Source organism: Bacillus sp. FSL R5-0712, from assembly GCF_038593285.1.
In the GTDB taxonomy this organism is placed as follows: domain Bacteria; phylum Bacillota; class Bacilli; order Bacillales; family Bacillaceae; genus Bacillus; species Bacillus safensis.
Genome location: NZ_CP151981.1, coordinates 2,217,560 through 2,235,147 on the forward strand (window position 1 = coordinate 2,217,560; position 17,588 = coordinate 2,235,147).

Sequence of the window (17,588 nt, forward strand, 5' to 3'; positions counted from 1 at the left end):
CAAGTTCCGTGCCAGTTTGAAATGCAGTGAATATGAGGCAATTCGCATGACATTCGTGCAATCTTTTGCAGATTACATGCATTTTATTGCATGCTATCTTTTGCAAGTTGATATTTGTCCATTTTATAGTAAAGGTTCCGAATGCTGATCCCTAACGTTTTCGCTGTTTTCGTGCGATTGAATTGATGCTTTTCAAGGGTTTGTTTAATCAGCTGCGCTTCAAATGCCTCAACAGCATCCGAAAGCGTCTCTCCCTCAAATTGACTGACAGTCAGTTCCTGCTGCTCTTTTTCTTCCTGATCTTCTGACTCCATGAAAGAAATATGCCCTTCATCAATCCATTCTTCTTGCGGGTTCAAAAAGATCATGGCTCGTCCAAGTACATTTTCAAGCTCTCTTACGTTTCCTGGCCACTTATATGATCGCAGTCTATTAAGTGCCTGTTCCGTTAACCCGCTCACGTTCCGTCCATAGTCTAAATTGATCTTTTGGATGAGACGTTTGCTTAACGAGTCAATATCCTCAAGGCGCTGCCTTAGCGGCGGGATGGAGATCGGGTATCTGTTCATTCGATAATATAAATCTTCTCTGAACTTTCCTTCCGCCATCGCTTTTTCAATATTGACATTTGTCGCCGTGATCACACGAACATCGACCGGTATAGCCTTTGTTCCGCCTACCCTTACTATTTCTTTCTCCTGCATCACACGAAGCAGCTTCGCCTGTGTACTTGGCGTCATTTCGCCAATTTCATCTAAAAAAATGCTGCCTTGATTCGCTTCTTCAAACAGCCCTTTTTTCCCGCCTCGCCTTGCACCAGAAAATGCTCCTTCTTCATAGCCAAAAAGCTCTGACTCTAAAAGGGTCTCAGATAAGGCTGCACAGTTGACCCGTACAAAGCGATTATATTTCCGGTCACTTTCATTATGAATAGCGTGCGCAAACAGCTCTTTTCCAGTACCTGATTCTCCCCGGAGTAAAATGGTGGCTGGCGTTTTCGCGCCTAGCTTCGCCTGCTCAAGCGCCACAAGCATTTGCTCACTCTCTCCAATGATGTCTTCAAATGTGTACTTTGCTTCAAGTGTACGGATGAGCTGCCTTGCTTTATTTAATTCATTTGTGAGTGATTGAATTTCTGATACGTCATGAATGACCCCGACACTGCCTTTTAAAATGCCATCAACAATGACTGGCGCTACGTTGACAATCACATCTTTTTTATTCGGTCCGACTTTCATTCTGACGCCTCGAACGGGTCTCCTTGTTTCAAGTACCTTCAAATGCATGCTTTCTCCTTCAGAAATATCTGCACCTGCTGGTTTCCCCACAACTTCCTTATCTGTTAATCCAGTCATTTTCGTATAAGCCCGGTTGATTAAGATCCCTTTTCCCTGCTCATCAACAACTGATATGGCTTCATCCGACGATTGAATGATCGCCTCCAGCATCGTTCGCACTTCTTTAAGATTGGTTACTTCCTCCGCAAGCTCAACGGCATCTGTAATATCTTTAAAGATGGATAAAGCACCTAGCATTCTCCCCGCGTCATCAATAATTGGCAAACGCGTTGTAACAATTTGTATTTGCTGATTCAAAAATTGTTTTTGATTAAATTCTGGCTCTCTCGATCTTAAAATGTCGGGAAGCTTTGTATTTGGGATCACTTCTCGTATATGACGGCCAATCGCATCTTTTTGCGAACATCCAACCATTTTGGCCGCTGATCGATTAAACAGGACGACTTCTTCATTCATGTTTATAAAAATCATCCCGTCGTTCGTTGCATTAAAAATGCGGTCATGCTTATAGGTTTGTTCCTTTAATATTTGGATCAGCTGCTGTTTTTCTGCCATTAATTCTGATATAACGTAAGCCATTGAACTCGGAACAATGACTGCGTGCTCTGGCTTTTTTTCAATCAGTTCTTTCAGCACTGCTGAACTGCCTGTTGTTTCAATGATGATATCAATGTCATCTTTTATGTATTCTTTCCAATCCGTTGTCGTATCAATTCCATTCTTTTTCGCTTCTACCATCCCCGGTGCCTCAAGATCAAGGTCGGCGATCGCAATGATTTGAATCATATTTGTTTTCAGCAATGTTTCAAGCAATGCTGATCCACCCTGTCCTGCACCGACAATCAAGACTCTCTGCATCCCGTTACCCCTTTATATGAAAAAATTTGCACACCATATTTTTCCTTTGCAAAAAATTGCACAACTCTTATATTACCACGTTTTCCTTTCTTGACAAAATATTTTTTGAATTAGACAATGGAAGTAAATGACGTTTAAGGGGACATTTGATGGGGAGAATACTTGCACTAGTGATTATTTTAATACCTGGCGCGCTTGCAGCACTTGGGATTAAGCTGCTGCGTGACACTGTTTTCGGCATCATCATTGCACCATTTCCATATTTATGGCTGCAAGGAATTGCAGGGTTGTTATTTTTAGGGGGAGGTCTTTATGTAGTGGCTGGCTTTATTTTATATAGAGACCGTAAACGAAATAAAGTGACTGCCCGCTTTAAACAGAGATAAAACGTGAAAAAAGACCCGCTGATTTAGAGCAGGTCTTTATTTCATTTCTTCTCTTATTTTCACGGCTCGGTCAGGAAAATCAGTAAAAATGCCATCGACACCTAAGGAAAACATGTTTTTCATTTGCTTTTCACTATTTACTGTAAACGGCCTGATCACTTGCTGAGATGCATGGAGAGCTGCCACAACCTCTTTGGTCACGCCGGCACCCTTGATATTTGGATGGTAGCCCCTTGCTGGTACTGTTTTTATATACATCTCCGGCTGATGAATCACATCCATTGTGAGAACCGCAAGTTCAACATGCGGCATCAGTTTGTGAAAAAGAGCTAAACTGCCGTGATGAAACGATGAAACAAGTACACGGTCTTCTATTTGAAAATGCTCAATTTGTTTTTTTACTTTCTCTTCGATACCCGGATATCGATAAATGGAGTTTTTTAGTTCAATATTGATGATCAATGATGATTGCTGCGTCACTAGCTCTAATACTTCCTCCAAAAGAGGAATGGATACAGCACCGGTTTCTTCGTAGAAAGAATGACTCGCATCTCCCGCTTTTAATTCTTCATATGTATGGTCTTTCACTAAACCTTTCATGTTCGTTGTTCTGTTCAGTTTCTCATCGTGAATGACAGCAAGTCTGCCGTCTTTCGTCAGCTGAACATCCAGCTCAATTCCGTCAGCTCCCGAATGGAGTGCATGCTCGAAGGCTATCATGGTGTTTTCAGGATAAATGCCTTTAAAGCCTCTGTGTGCAAAAATTTTCGTCATAGGTCACCTCTAAATATGATGCTTCCTTACATTATGACGTGTCTTTTTTCGTTTTTCCAGTTTTGAGCGCATAAAAAAAAACCTCTTCTGATTCATACGAAGAGGTTGACAGATAAATTCGATCACGTAATCGCTCTGATGGCTTGCTCTGTCGTCTCTGCGTCAAGAGCAAAAAGGGAAGAAACAACTGCGACTGCTGTAACAACGGTTACACCTAACAACAACTTTTTCATAAGATAACCTCCACTTTCTTTTGAAGTATTTGTGCATCGAATTTCTTTTCAAGAAAACGAATGGCATTTTGATAATCATTTCGTTCCTTGAAGTATTTCGATATTTGTTCAGACAAATCCTCAAGCTCCACATATAATCTATTTTTTTCTATGTAGTCTAATTTTTCTGAGAATACGTCTGCTGCCCCACTATTCTCGCACATCAAATCCAAAATTTCAAATTTTACTATATATTCATTATTTTGGATATCACAACTATACAAAATACCCTCTTTAATATATTCCCTCGCCTCTTGATCTCCTAAATGAACCAAGGCATTGGCCAGAACATATAAAGATTGGATGTAATAATGGCTATTGTCACGGTGAATTTGAATGCCCATTCCTTTTTTGGCATAATGTGCGCTTTTTTCATAATCATGCTTTGCATAATAAAGAACCGCTAAATTGTGATAGCATTTCCCAATCAGCACTTCATTGTTAATGCGCTTACTTTTCTCAAGTGCTTCTTTATACTTTTTCTCTGCTTCATCGAATTGGAACAAATCAATGCAATTACTTGCATGTAAAATTAAGCTGTCAATCGCCTGCGCTGTGTACTCTTCATGCGCTTTGAATGTATCGATGGCTTTTTTAATATGATTAATGGATATGAAATTTTGTTTCAGTTCGTAATAGATTGAAGCAACCTTATGGTGAAAAGTTCCTACTTCCAGGTCTTCATTCACACGTTTTAGCCGCTGTTCTGCAATTTTGTAAAAGCTAATGGCTTCATCATACTTTTTCACATATGCAGCATATTGGCCTTTGTAAAAGTAAAAATAAAAATTAATAATGTCATCTGCCTTCTCATCGAGCGTTCCGACACTTTTCATAATTTGATTGGCTTTTTCGATATTTCCAAGTAACATTTCATGTCTGCCGTCAACAAGCTGATAATAAAGGAGAACTTCACGGTCTTCATCTGTATTTTTTAGCAAATTCTGAATTTTCTCTTTATAGACAGCAGATTTTTCTAAGTCATTCTGAGAAATGACCCTCGTCCACTTGCTAATTTCGTTCGCAACCTCAGCAGAGTGGATTTTCAGCTTTCCCATAACCTCACCCTCTTCTTTTCATTATTATAGCATAGTAAAAGAATGTGAAAATTATTAAATTCGACAATGGGAATATTCAGTTCAAATGGCACAATCTCTAAGAAGCCAGTGACTTTAAAACGCCAACCAATCAGGTCAATAGAAATAGAACTTTCGATCTCGTTTGCTTTAATTACCAAATCCATGAGACCTTTTCCTCTCATCCTTTTTCTTACGAATGAGCGTTTTCTTCTTCTATTTTGAAGACTTCATGATCGATTGGCGCAGCTGATTACCACTACTTTATGTCTTTTTTATTTTTTTCATGCTTTATTTTTCATTTTATTCTGAAAATAAAGCAGCCCGTTTGTCCAATTTAAACATTAAGATGATTTTATCAACCTAACCAATTTTTGACAACATGTTTCAAAATAAAAAAACGTCTCAATGAAGAAACGTTTTTTTATGAAAAAGATACTAGCTTGCTCTATGCTCTAAACGCAGACGATCAGCTACCATGGCAATAAATTCTGAATTGGTTGGTTTCGCTTTTGACATGCTGACAGTATAACCAAAGAGTGAGGAAATGGAATCAATGTTTCCTCTGCTCCATGCGACTTCAATGGCATGACGAATCGCTCGTTCTACCCTGCTAGCAGTCGTGTTAAATTTCTTTGCAATGTCTGGGTACAACACTTTAGTGATGCTTCCGAGAAGCTCAATGTCATTGTACACCATAGAAATTGCTTCTCTTAAGTATAAATAGCCTTTAATATGAGCGGGCACGCCAATCTCATGAATAATGGTCGTAATGCTCGCATCTAAGTTTTTACGTTTCGGTTCAGGTTTGTTACGAAGAACACTGTTTTGGATTGATGAAGAGCGATGGGTAACTTGTGTGCCGTTTCCACTGACTTGACGAATATGACCTACTAGGTTTTCCATATCAAATGGCTTTAAAATGAAATAGGATGCGCCTAAATCAACTGCTTTTTTCGTGACATCTTCTTGTCCAAATGCCGTTAGCATAATCACACTTGGCTGTTTTGTCATTTCATTGTTTTCACGGAGGCGTTCTAGTACAGCAAGACCGTCTAAATGAGGCATAATAATGTCTAAGAGGAGAACGTCGGGCTCTTTATCTTTAAATAATGTCAGGCATTCCTGACCATTATACGCCACGCCAAGTACTTCCATATCTTCCTGTCCCTCAATATACTCTGTCAAAAGGCCAACAAGCTCTCGATTGTCATCAGCTACACACACTTTAATTTTCTCCACGTTCTTTCCTCCCCAATGTCGATTCCTTTAGTCTTTTGCATTTCTCTTCTGAGTGTTCAATTCGACAAAACCATGCTATCCCCTTTAAAAAACTTTAATTTTCCGAATAATAGAGCATTATCTAGCTTTTTCTACGTTTTTCTTAACGAATCGACGATTATTGCAATTTGACAACATGCTTTTTTCCATTTTGTCGAAAAATCTCTTTTTCCTTATTTTATAACATGATGGAAGAGAAAGAAAGGGTAGAAAAAAACTGCCGGAAGATTCGCGGCAGTTTATGATCAGCTTGCTTTTTTGTTTTTTTGATAAAGGTCGATTCCTGCTTCTGACAGCATCCATTCAATGTGTACGCCGTACCCGCTAGTCGGATCATTGACGAATACGTGTGTGACAGCTCCAATGACTTTGCCATTTTGGATGATGGGGCTTCCGCTCATTCCTTGGACGATTCCGCCCGTTTTGCTTAAGAGCCGCTCATCTGTTACCTTCAATACCATTCCTTTAGTTGCTGGGAATTTCTGCGGTGTTGTGCTGACGATTTTAATATCAAACTTCTCCACTTTATCATGATCCACAACGGTTAAAATTTCTGCTGGGCCTTCTTTTACTTCATTTGATAAAGCGACTGGAAGTGGTTTATCTGCTACATGATTTTCAAGCTTTTCGGTTAACGTACCAAAGATACCAAAAGGGCTGTTGCGGGAGATATCTCCTATTGTTTTTCTTTCGGAAGAGAATCTCGCCAATTTTTCTCCAGGATTGCCTCCTGTGCCTTTTTCAATCGATGTCACGGTTGATCTAACAATTTCACCATTGTCGACAACAATTGGTTTTTTTGTATCCATGTCAGAAATCACATGCCCAAGGGCACCATATTTTTTAGATGAAGGTTCAAAAAAGGTCATCGTGCCGATTCCTGCTGCAGAATCACGAATGTAAAGACCAATTCGATAGATGCCTTCACTTGCATCTTTTGCGGGTGTTAATGTTGTTTGAAAGGTTTTATGATCTCTCTTTATGAGCAAACGAAGCGTTTCACCCGTTTTCCCTGCTTTCTGAATAAATGGGGTGAGGTCATTCATTTTCTCCATTTTTTGACCATTGATTTCAATGATCATATCCCCTGATTGAATGCCTGCGGCTTCACCTGGTGATTTTTTGCCGTCTGCTGTTGTGATTTGATGAAAACCTACAACGAGAACTCCTACAGAGTGGAGCTTGACGCCAATGGATTGACCTCCAGGAATGACTTTTAATTCAGGGAGAACGTCAACTTTTGTTTTCTTAATAGGAAATCCTTTAAAATCATAAACAATTTCGGCTTTTCCCGCCTTTTGTCCTGTAATATCCAGCTGATTCTTTTTCTCTGAAAGGCTAAAGGCTGGTGAAGAAGCATTGGCTGACGCTTCAATCGATGTGTCAATTGAGTGCTTCTGTTTTTCAAATACAGCAACATTTGTTGGAATGCTGATGTATTCCTTCACTATGCTCATAAACCCTGTACTTATTAAAGAAACAAGGAGAATCACACCAATGGCTTTTCTCATCTTTTCGGGCATTCATTTTTCACTCTCCTCGCTCCTTACCCACACCAGAACACTCATGTTTTGGCTACATCTTTACTTTTGCCTTCTTCGAGAGGATTTATAACCGGCAGCTTTAGAAAATGATTGGATAAATTGATAAAAGAAAAAGACGATTTTATGGGTATATACGCCGGCTTTTACACAACATATAAAAAAGGCAGCTGATGATTCAGCTACCCTGTTGTTTTGACATCATTTGCTTGGTGCAATAGTTCTTTTGCATGCTGTTTTGTCAGCTCAGTCACTTCCACACCGGCAATCATCCGGCCAATTTCACTCACTTTTTCTTCATGACTTAATGGTTTGACACTCGTCAGTGTTCTGCCCGCTTTCGAGCGTTTCGAAATGAAGAGATGTGTGTCAGCCATTGCGGCTACTTGAGGCAGGTGTGTAATACAGAGCACTTGTGATCCAGACGCAACTTTGTAAATTTTCTCAGCAATGGCTTGTGCCACTCTGCCGCTGACGCCTGTATCAACTTCATCGAAAATAATGGATGTGACGTCTTGTTTAGCTGAGAAAATACTCTTCACAGCGAGCATGACACGTGAAATTTCTCCACCTGAGGCTACTTTCGATAAAGATTTCATCGGTTCGCCTGTATTTGTAGAAATGACAAATTGGGCTTGGTCGATTCCATTTTTCCCGAGCTGCACAGGTTTTCCGTCTAATAGCGGACAATCGGTGCTGCCAAATGGCGCATATCGAACAGAAAAAGCTGTGTCAAATGATGACTTCTCCATATACAAATCCTTGAGCTCTGTTTGGATTTGCTTCGCTAGCTTTTTGGCCCATTTTTTACGCAGCTCCGAAACGTTAAGTGCTTCGAGCAGGGCGTCACGGCTCATCGCATCTAATTTATTTTTGAGCGTCTGCAGATGGCTGTCTCGATTTTGGATTTGATCTATTTCTTCTTCAATCTTCGCCGCATACTCCAAAATTTCTTCAACGGTTGTGCCGTATTTTCGTTTTAGCTGCTTCATTTCATTCAGCCTGGATTCAATAAAATCAAGACGAGCCGGATCGAATTCTAATTGATCCAGCATGCTCCGCATTTGAAAGGTTGAATCCTCTAATAAGTAGTAGGAGTTCGACACTTGTTCAGATAGCTTTTTCAAATCATCGTTGATCTCAGACACCTGCTCAAGCTCGCTTGAGGACATACCAACCCAATCTAGTCCTCCTTGCTCATTACGCAAGGCGTTATACGCGTTTTGGAGTGAGGAATAGATTTTTTCGTAGTTGCTGATTTGATGACGTTCTTCCTGAAGCTTCTCATCTTCTCCCGGCTCTAATTGTGCCGCCTCAATCTCCTCTAGCTGAAATTGCAGTAAATCTAAGCGGTGCACCATTTCCTGCTCATTCTCAGACAGCTGCCTTAGCTTTTGAGCCGTCTTCATATATTGATCATATGCTTCTTGATACTGCAAGAGAGCCGGTGCAATGTCTTCTGCTCCAAATTGATCGAGCAAATGCAGATGATTTTCATCTTCCATGAGCAGCTGGTTATCGTGCTGTCCATGTATATCAAGCAAAAGCCGTCCTACTTCCCGTAAAAGTGAGATGGTGACAAGCTTTCCATTAATCCGGCAAATGCTTTTCCCGCTGTTATTAATATCACGGCGGAGGATCATCATTTCATCTGATGCGTCAATTCCCTGCTCTTCGCATAGAGCAAATACAGGGTGATCGGCTGGTACAAGAAAAAGCCCTTCCAGCTCTGCCTTTTTTTCACCGTAGCGGACAAATTCAGAGGATCCTCTTCCTCCCACGAGAAGTGAGACAGCGTCAATCATGATGGATTTTCCGGCACCTGTTTCCCCCGTTAGAACCGTGAGTCCTTTTTCAAATGAAACCGTTAACTCTTCAATGATTGCAAAGTTTTTAATGGTTAGTTCTGCTAACACTCATTTGACACCTCTTTTAGTAAACCTGATTCTTTATAGAAGCTCTAAAATTTTGCTCGAAACTGTCTCTGTATCATCTGGGGTGCGGCAAATGATTAAAATGGTATCATCCCCGCAAATCGTTCCCATAATCTCTTCCCAATCTAAATTATCCATTAAAGCACCAATCGCCTGAGCATTACCCGGCATTGTTTTCAGAACAATTAAATGACTGGCAGCATCCATTTTAATAAATGCATCCATTAGGGACCGCTTCAGCTTTGACAGCGGATTAAACCGCTGATCTGCAGGAAGACTGTATTTATATGTTCCATTGTTCGTCGGAACTTTCACTAAATGCAACTCTTTAATATCCCTAGAAACGGTCGCTTGTGTGATGTTATATCCATCGGCTTTCAAAATATCGACCAATTCATCTTGTGTTTCAATTTCTTGGCTTGCAATGATTTCTCTTATTTTAATATGCCTTTGACCTTTATTCATATTTGCCCCCCCTAGGCGTTTCATTCTCAGTTTGTCTTTACGTTCTATGTTATATGATGCACACTTCAAAAAACAAGCATTACGTGAGATACGGCCAATTCTTGTCTTTTGACCATGTAAAAAGGAATAATAGCGAGCTATTATTCCTTTCAGCGTGTAGACAAACCCTCGCATTCGGTGTCAGTCCTGCGCGCTGGTGCTCACGAATGTCAAATTCGCTCCGCAAAAGTAGCTGAACTTCCTAGACTTCAAAGGTTTTCTATCACGCTGAAAAGAAGACAAAGGGCTAAAATAAAGATCATTTTAACCCTTTGTCAACAATCTGAAAAGGAATAATAGCGAGCTATTATTCCTTTTGTTTCAATGATTTCATGTGTCAGCCGGCTCAGGGCTGTTTTTCTTTTCTTTCAATACGGAATGGGCTTCCTTGACGACCTTCTCAAGTTCTGAAGCAGGAAGTGCCGCATTTTCTTCTTGATCAGGATGAAGCACTAAATGAAGCAGAAATTCAATATTTCCATCTCCACCAGTGATAGGCGAAAATGATACATCCTTTACATCATAGCCTTCTTTTGCAGCAAATTGATTCATCTCTTCTAGTACACCAAGGTGGACAGACGGCTCACGCACGATGCCTTTTTTCCCAACAAGCTCTCTGCCTGCTTCAAATTGAGGCTTGACGAGCGCAATACAGTCACCACCCGGAACAAGAATATGCTTTAAAGCCGGCAGAATGAGTTTGAGTGAGATAAAAGATACATCAATCGATGCCACTTCTGGCAATCCTTCAGTAAAATCAGCTGGAACGGAATGGCGGAAATTGGTGCGCTCCATGACGATGACCCTGTCATCCTGCCTTAATTTCCACGCAAGCTGATTGTAGCCAACGTCTACAGCATATGATTTGACTGCTCCATTTTGAAGAGCACAATCTGTAAATCCGCCTGTTGATGAGCCAATATCAATCAGCAATTTCCCTTCAACTGTCAGATCAAATTCTTTAAGCGCTTTTTCAAGCTTTAACCCGCCGCGGCTTACGTATTTGAGAGGGTTCCCCTTCACTGTAAGCGGGGTATCACGAGCAATTTTCTCGCCTGGTTTATCCAAACGGGTTTCATTTGAGTAAACGATCCCTGCCATGATGGCACGCTTTGCTTTCTCTCTTGTTTCCATTAGTCCTTGTTCGACTAATAAAACGTCAAGTCGTTCTTTCTTTGATGTCATGATCCAATTCCTTTTCTTGGTGCTGCTGGAAGCAGGTCACGTAAAGTCTCAGCAACCTGTGCTTTCGTCAGTCCAATTTCTTCAAGCAGGGCATCAACACTTCCATGCTCAATAAATTGATCTGGGATACCCATACGTTCTACTTTGATATGTGATGCTTTCTTGTCGTGTAAATATTCTAACACGCTGCTGCCAAACCCGCCTTGAAGCACAGCTTCTTCAATCGTTAAAATCGGAATCCCTTCAGAAAGAATGTCATGTAGCATCGCTTCATCAAGCGGCTTAATAAACCGAGCGTTGACGACACGAATTGATTTCCCTTCTTTTTGAAGTTCCTCAGCTGCTTGCAGCGCCATTTTAATCGTCGTTCCGAATGTTAAGATGACGGCATCCTTCCCTGGACGAAGAACCTCCCAGGACCCAATCGGAATGGTTTTCAGCTGTTCATCCATTTTCACGCCAAGACCATTTCCGCGTGGGAAACGCATGGCAATAGGACCGTCATCATACTGAATGGCTGTATTGACCATGTGCTGGCCTTCATTTTCATCCTTCGGCATCATGAGCACCATATTCGGCATATGACGCATGAAGGCAATATCAAACACACCTTGATGCGTTTCTCCATCTGCACCGACAAGACCCGCACGGTCAATTCCGATAAAAACATTGAGGTTTTGGCGGCAAATATCATGCAGCACTTGATCATAAGCTCTTTGCAGGAATGTTGAATAGATCGCTAAAAATGGCTTCATATCCTGCGTCGCAAGCCCAGCTGCCATTGTGGCTGCATGCTGCTCAGCAATTCCTACATCAAACATTCGCTCTGGAAATTCCTTTGCAAAGCCTTCAAGTTTTGAGCCAACAGGCATCGCAGGCGTGATGGCCACAATTCGCTCATCTTTCCGCGCAAGCTTTCTGACTGTTTCACTGACAAGACCACTCCATGACGGTGCAGCAGCTGCTGGTTTTACAAAATCACCTGTATCAATTTTGTATGGACCTGTGCCGTGCCAAGTCCCGATTTTATCGGATTCTGCCGGCTGATAGCCTTTTCCTTTTTTCGTGATGACATGCAGCAGGACAGGACCTTTTGTTTTCTTTGCATATTCAAGGTTTTCAAAAAGATCTTCATAAGAATGTCCATCAACAGGACCTAAGTAAGTGAATCCCATTTCCTCAAAGAACATGCCAGACACTAGTAAATACTTGAGGCTGTCTTTAATACGTTCTGCTGTGGCAGCAAGCTTTCCGCCTACAGCTGGGATCCGCTTAAATAAATACTCGAGCTCGTCCTTTACCCATTGGTACTTGCCTGCTGTGCGCAGTCTGCCAAGCATGGTGTGAATTGCACCGACGTTTGGTGCAATACTCATTTCATTATCGTTTAAGATAACGATCATGTCTTTCTTTTCATCACCGATATGATTCAGAGCTTCAAGCGCCATACCTCCGGTTAATGCACCGTCTCCGATAATCGGCAGGATATATTCATCTGTCCCTTTAATATCCCGCGCCGCCGCCATACCCATCGCGCCAGATAATGACGTTGAGCTGTGGCCTGTTTCCCAAACATCATGCTCACTTTCATTTCGTTTAGGAAAACCGCAAAGTCCTTTATATTGACGAAGTGTATCAAACTCCGCCCCTCTTCCAGTTAACAGCTTGTGAACATAAGACTGATGTCCAACATCCCAAAGGAATTTGTCTTTCGGGCTGTCAAATACTTTATGAAGGGCAACCGTGAGTTCAACGACACCCAGGTTTGGACCGATATGCCCGCCAGAGTTAGCCAAGGACTCAATTAAAAACATGCGAATGTCAGCACTAAGCTCCTCTAATTCTGCATTTGACATTCCTTTTAGAAACGTTGGATTTTTTATTGATAAAAGATCCAATCAGGATCAACTCGCTTTCAACAAAATTTCTATCTACATATATAATGCCTTATTCCTATGAAAACCAAGCGGGAATAAGAGTTGTCTTATCATGATAAACTGTTTACAGTTTACCACAATTGCTCGAAGACCCTCAAATCTAGGCTGTTTTTAATGATCTCTTGAGGCGATCAGATCACATAACTCATGCAGCAATTGCTGCTCTAATTCAAGATTTGAGACAATTTCTTTTGCACGTGTGATGTGCTCGTGCAGCTTTTCTTTTGCTCCTGTAAGCGTTAATAAAGAAGGATATGTCGACTTTTCATTCGCTGTATCAGAGCCGACTCGTTTTCCTATTTTTTCTTCGCTTCCTTCGAGGTCTAAAATGTCATCACGGATTTGAAAAGCAATGCCAATATGATAGCTGAATTCTCTTAGTTTTTCGATATCGTCATCTGATGCTCCTGCCAGCATTGCACCTGCTGTGACGCTGAATGTGAGAAGCTTTCCTGTTTTCCGGGCATGAATGGATTCTAGTTCAGCAAGCGGAACTTGTTTTTGCTCTGCTTCCATGTCATCAAATTGACCGCCAACCATTCCTAGTGCACCTGCTGACCGCACAAGCTCATCTACGATTCTAAGCTTTTGGTCAGAAGTGACGCTGCTAGATAGCTGCGATGTAATGAGGCGAAAGCTTTCCGTTAAAAGTGCATCACCAGCGAGAACCGCTGTTGCTTCCCCGTATACTTTATGGTTAGTCGGCTTTCCTCTGCGAAGGTCATCATCGTCCATGCAAGGAAGGTCGTCATGTATCAATGAATACGTATGAATCATTTCTACAGCACAGCCAACCGGTATGCCATCTTCTTCGTTTTTTCCGTAAGCATGTAATAAAGCAAGAACGAGAACAGGGCGAAGTCTTTTCCCTCCAGCTTCAAGAGAGTAAAGCATCGAAGATTTTAGTTCTTCTGGAATCTTCAATTCCTGAACATATGTAAATAAATACTCTTCAATGGCCTGTTTTCGTGTTGTTAAAAAATCCTGCAAATTACTTGTCACCAGCATCTGCCTCCTTCACCGAGAAAGGAGCCAGTTCACCGTCCTCTTTTAAAATGAAATCCATCTGCTTTTCAACGTGCTGTAATTTTTCATGACAAAGCTTTGAAAGTGTCATGCCTTCTTGGAAATAATGAATGGCTTGCTCAAGTGGTACATCTCCTTCTTCGAGCTTCCCAACGATCTCCTCAAGACCTTTCATCGCTTCTTCAAATGTCATTTGTTCTTCTTTTTGTTTATTTGATTCTGTCATGATGATTGCCCCTCCTTCTCAATAACCTCACAAATCAGACGTCCATCCTTCATGGTGATAGCCAATTGATCCTTCGTATCGACTTGGTTCACACTTTTAATCAGTTCATTGTCTTTATAGGCTAAACTGTAGCCTCTTTCCATCACTTGAAGTGGATTTAATGCATTTAGTTTACCAAGAACAGATTGGAACTGCGAATGAATTGTTTTCATTTGCACATTCATGCTGCGGATGAGCTGTTCTGTTTCATTGGTGTGGCGTTTTTTCGCCTGAAGCAGCTGCTCTTTTGGATGAAGCGGCTTCAGCCTGTATGTCTGGCGGTCTAGTTGACTGCGTTTTTGTTCAATTTGTCTCGTCAGCTGTTTTTGAAAACGGTCAAATACCAAATCGAATTGCTGCTCTTTTTGCTCCTGCAATCGTTTTGGAAAACGGAAGGCATAAGAGGATTGCAGCGCCACAAGACGGTCTTTCGCTTGTGATGTTCGGTTCTTCACGGCCCTTGTAAGCCGAATGTCGATGGATTTGATTCGTTCTATTAAATCGGCTGTGCTTGGAACAGCGAGCTCGGCTGCTCCTGTTGGTGTGGGTGCTCTCATGTCTGCAGTGAAATCACTGATCGTAAAGTCCGTTTCATGCCCCACTGCAGAAATGATTGGAATGTCTGATGCGAAGATTGCTCTTGCGACAGCTTCTTCATTAAAGGCCCAAAGTTCTTCGATCGAACCGCCTCCTCTTCCGACAATCAAGACATCACAGATCTGTTTTTCATTTGCTTCTTTGATCCGCTCTACGATTGAACGGATGGCATTTTCACCTTGGACAAGCGCCGGAAGCACAATGATTTTCGCCTGCTGATAACGCCGGTTAATCGTTGTGATGACATCTCGAACAGCCGCTCCTGTTGGGGATGTAATGACACCAACAACCTCTGGATATTCAGGAATTGGTTTTTTATAGCGCGCATCAAATAAGCCTTCACTTGCCAGCTTTTTCTTCAGCTCTTCATAAGCGAGATGAAGAGCACCAACACCATCAGGCTGCATTTCTTTTGCATATAATTGATAGTTGCCGCTTGGTTCATATACTTGAATCCCGCCGCGTACAAACACTTTCATTCCGCTTTTTGGTGAAAAAGGCAGCTTTGCTGCGGAACGCTGGAACATGACGGCTTGCATGCGTGCGTTTTCGTCTTTTAAGGTGAAGTACACATGACCTCTTGAATGAATCTTCACATTGGATAACTCACCTTTGATCCAAATATCTTCTAAATGCGGATCAACATCAAATTTTCTTTTTATGTATTTTGTAAGGGCTGTGACCGTCACAAAGGCTTTTTCACTCATGACGTATTCCTCCTCTTCAAAAACGCACATTCATCCACCGGCAGCATGCAGGTGGATGAATGGATAAAGCTTATGCTAATGTACGTTTTGCTGATTTAACCGTATTATGTGCAAGCATCGTAATCGTCATTGGACCGACTCCGCCAGGGACTGGTGTAATGTAAGAAGCTTTTTCTTTCGCTTCTTCAAAATCAACATCCCCAACAAGCTTCCCAGTATCTAAACGATTGACTCCTACATCGATGACAATTGCACCTTCTTTGATTTGGTCAGCTTTTATAAAGTTTGCTCGACCGACGGCAACAACTAAAATGTCCGCTTTTAATGTATGTTCTGAAATATTCGCCGTTCTTGAATGGCAGTAAGTAACCGTTGCGTTTTCGTTTAACAGCAATTGTCCCACTGGTTTGCCGACAATATTGCTGCGCCCTACAACAACCACTTCTTTTCCAGAAAGACTGACACCCGTTTTATTCAGTAATTCAACAATGCCTGCTGGTGTACAAGGTAGGAATGTATCTTCTCCAAGCAGCATTTTTCCGATATTTAATGGATGGAAACCATCTACATCTTTCTCAGGTGAAATACGTTCAATGACGGCTTTTTCAGAAATATGTTTTGGCAGTGGAAGTTGAACAAGAATCCCGTGGAATTGATCGTTCGCATTGTACTGATCAATCAGCTGAAGCAATTCTTCTTCTGTTAAAGAAGCATCTAAATGATCAAGCTGAAAGTGCATGCCCATTGCTTCTGCTGCTTTTTTCTTCCCGCGTACGTAAGAAAGTGAAGCCGGATCATCACCGATTAGAATAACGGCAAGACCAGGTGTGACTCCTTTTTGTTTGAGCTCTTCTACTTCTTTTGCTAATTGTTCACGTTTTTCTTTTGCTGTTTCTTTCCCATCGATGATTGTTGCTGTCATGTCGAATCCTCCTATTGCTGCTTTAGGTCGTTTTTAATGTTCGAAAGTACACCATTTACAAATTTCGGTGCTTTATCATCGCCGAATAATTTGGCGAGCTCAATCGCTTCATTCATTGAGACACTAACTGGGATGTCTTCTTGATACACCATCTCGTACACAGACAGCCTTAAAATGGCTCTGTCTACGTTTGCAATACGATCGAGTTTCCAATTCACTAGATGCTGTGAGATCATGTCATCAAGCTTGTCCTTTTGTTCAAGCACACCGAAAACCAGTTCCTCGAAAAAAGGATCTGATTCTTGTTCATCCAGCGCATGTGTAATGGCCTCTTTCGGATCAATATTGCTCACATCAATTTGAAATAATGTTTGTAGCGCCTTTTCTCTTGCAGTTCTTCTTTTCATTATTTACTCCTTTAACCACTTTATCCGCTTGTCGTTAAGCCATACAGAGATCATAACATATTTTGACCGTGGTCGCACCAAGATCCATGCGAGCTGTGACGAAAAACGAATCAATCCACGCGTCACGTTATCAATATTCGGAAATTACTCAAAAATGGGCTTTAAAAAACCAAAGAGGCAATGCCTCCTTGGTTTCACTTGAACCCTATTTTACATTTCTTGATCTACTTCAGCCTCAGGTGCTTTTGTTTCAAATTGAATGCCAACGACATGAATGTTAATTTCATTAATCGTTAAGGCAGTCATGTTCAAAAGGGTTTGACGGATATTTTCTTGTACAGCAGTGGATACCTTTGGAATGGAAAGGCCAAATTCAACCACACAATACACATCGATTGTGATGCCTTCATCAGAGACATCTACTTTTACACCTTTACGGTGATTTTTCTTACCAAAGCGTTCTGCTACATCAGCAGCGAAATTGCCGCGCATTTCGGCAATGCCTTCGACTTCTGAAGCGGCGATCCCAGCAATGACTTCAATCACTTCTGGTGCAATTTGCACTTTTCCCAATTGATCCTCATCAAGGTTCATTTCAAGCAAATTGTTTTCTGACAC

At 41.4% G+C, this 17,588-nt stretch carries 17 protein-coding genes; 1 reads left to right on the forward strand and 16 read right to left on the reverse strand.

The genetic code is table 11. The features are described from left to right. Positions 1–83 precede the first annotated feature (83 nt). Complete coding sequence (locus NSU11_RS11160; protein ID WP_197172675.1) at positions 84–2,156, reverse strand: sigma-54-dependent Fis family transcriptional regulator; 2,073 nt, start codon at positions 2,154–2,156, stop codon at positions 84–86. A 149-nt stretch (positions 2,157–2,305) separates the two neighbouring features. Here NSU11_RS11160 and NSU11_RS11165 point away from each other — a divergent pair, with 149 nt between their 5' ends. Beyond that, on the forward strand, positions 2,306–2,542 hold the full coding sequence (locus NSU11_RS11165) for a DUF2627 domain-containing protein (RefSeq protein ID WP_024422931.1): 237 nt from the start codon (positions 2,306–2,308) through the stop codon (positions 2,540–2,542). A gap of 36 nt (positions 2,543–2,578) precedes the next feature. On the opposite strand, the gene NSU11_RS11170 is transcribed toward NSU11_RS11165, so the two are convergent. The 15 genes from NSU11_RS11170 to NSU11_RS11240 all read right to left on the reverse strand — a co-directional run bounded on the left by NSU11_RS11170 (position 2,579) and on the right by NSU11_RS11240 (position 17,588). Continuing rightward, the gene (locus NSU11_RS11170) at positions 2,579–3,316 is read right to left on the reverse strand and encodes a glycerophosphodiester phosphodiesterase (protein ID WP_024422932.1); all 738 of its coding nucleotides are present in this window, start codon (positions 3,314–3,316) and stop codon (positions 2,579–2,581) included. Positions 3,317–3,545: 229 nt separating this feature from the next. Further along, complete coding sequence (locus NSU11_RS11175) at positions 3,546–4,646, reverse strand: Rap family tetratricopeptide repeat protein (protein WP_024422933.1); 1,101 nt, start codon at positions 4,644–4,646, stop codon at positions 3,546–3,548. Beyond that, positions 4,634–4,831: a hypothetical protein gene (locus tag NSU11_RS11180; RefSeq protein ID WP_024422934.1), complete on the reverse strand. Its 198-nt coding sequence runs from the start codon at positions 4,829–4,831 to the stop codon at positions 4,634–4,636. Before NSU11_RS11180 ends, NSU11_RS11175 begins: the two co-directional genes overlap by 13 nt. Before the next feature lie 271 nt (positions 4,832–5,102). Next, positions 5,103–5,906 (reverse strand): sporulation transcription factor Spo0A, encoded by an 804-nt coding sequence (gene spo0A / locus NSU11_RS11185; protein WP_024422935.1) that lies wholly within the window; start codon positions 5,904–5,906, stop codon positions 5,103–5,105. 284 nt (positions 5,907–6,190) lie between these two features. Continuing rightward, positions 6,191–7,468: a SpoIVB peptidase gene (spoIVB, locus tag NSU11_RS11190; protein ID WP_025092993.1), complete on the reverse strand. Its 1,278-nt coding sequence runs from the start codon at positions 7,466–7,468 to the stop codon at positions 6,191–6,193. A 200-nt stretch (positions 7,469–7,668) separates the two neighbouring features. Beyond that, positions 7,669–9,402 carry a DNA repair protein RecN gene (gene recN / locus NSU11_RS11195; protein WP_025092992.1) on the reverse strand — a complete coding sequence of 578 codons (1,734 nt, stop codon included), beginning with the start codon at positions 9,400–9,402 and terminating at the stop codon, positions 7,669–7,671. Between the two features lie 33 nt (positions 9,403–9,435). Beyond that, entirely contained in the window at positions 9,436–9,885 is a 450-nt protein-coding gene (gene argR / locus NSU11_RS11200) for a transcriptional regulator ArgR (RefSeq protein WP_024422938.1), read from the reverse strand. A gap of 369 nt (positions 9,886–10,254) precedes the next feature. Beyond that, a complete protein-coding gene (locus tag NSU11_RS11205; protein ID WP_025092991.1) occupies positions 10,255–11,109 on the reverse strand; it encodes a TlyA family RNA methyltransferase in 855 nt (284 codons plus the stop codon). Next, positions 11,106–13,007, reverse strand: a complete 1,902-nt coding sequence (gene dxs / locus NSU11_RS11210) for a 1-deoxy-D-xylulose-5-phosphate synthase (protein ID WP_024428010.1) — start codon at positions 13,005–13,007, stop codon at positions 11,106–11,108. Before dxs ends, NSU11_RS11205 begins: the two co-directional genes overlap by 4 nt. 150 nt (positions 13,008–13,157) lie before the next feature. Further along, positions 13,158–14,048 carry a polyprenyl synthetase family protein gene (locus NSU11_RS11215; protein ID WP_025092989.1) on the reverse strand — a complete coding sequence of 297 codons (891 nt, stop codon included), beginning with the start codon at positions 14,046–14,048 and terminating at the stop codon, positions 13,158–13,160. Then, positions 14,038–14,298 (reverse strand): exodeoxyribonuclease VII small subunit, encoded by a 261-nt coding sequence (locus NSU11_RS11220; protein WP_003215880.1) that lies wholly within the window; start codon positions 14,296–14,298, stop codon positions 14,038–14,040. The genes NSU11_RS11215 and NSU11_RS11220 overlap by 11 nt, the downstream gene beginning before the upstream one ends. Next, positions 14,295–15,641 carry an exodeoxyribonuclease VII large subunit gene (xseA, locus tag NSU11_RS11225; RefSeq protein ID WP_149126486.1) on the reverse strand — a complete coding sequence of 449 codons (1,347 nt, stop codon included), beginning with the start codon at positions 15,639–15,641 and terminating at the stop codon, positions 14,295–14,297. Before xseA ends, NSU11_RS11220 begins: the two co-directional genes overlap by 4 nt. A 70-nt stretch (positions 15,642–15,711) precedes the next feature. Beyond that, positions 15,712–16,563, reverse strand: a complete 852-nt coding sequence (gene folD, locus NSU11_RS11230) for a bifunctional methylenetetrahydrofolate dehydrogenase/methenyltetrahydrofolate cyclohydrolase FolD (protein WP_024422943.1) — start codon at positions 16,561–16,563, stop codon at positions 15,712–15,714. An 11-nt stretch (positions 16,564–16,574) separates the two neighbouring features. Further along, positions 16,575–16,970, reverse strand: coding sequence for a transcription antitermination factor NusB (gene nusB / locus NSU11_RS11235; protein ID WP_012010530.1), 396 nt, complete (start codon positions 16,968–16,970; stop codon positions 16,575–16,577). A gap of 210 nt (positions 16,971–17,180) precedes the next feature. Next, entirely contained in the window at positions 17,181–17,588 is a 408-nt protein-coding gene (locus tag NSU11_RS11240; protein ID WP_024422944.1) for an Asp23/Gls24 family envelope stress response protein, read from the reverse strand.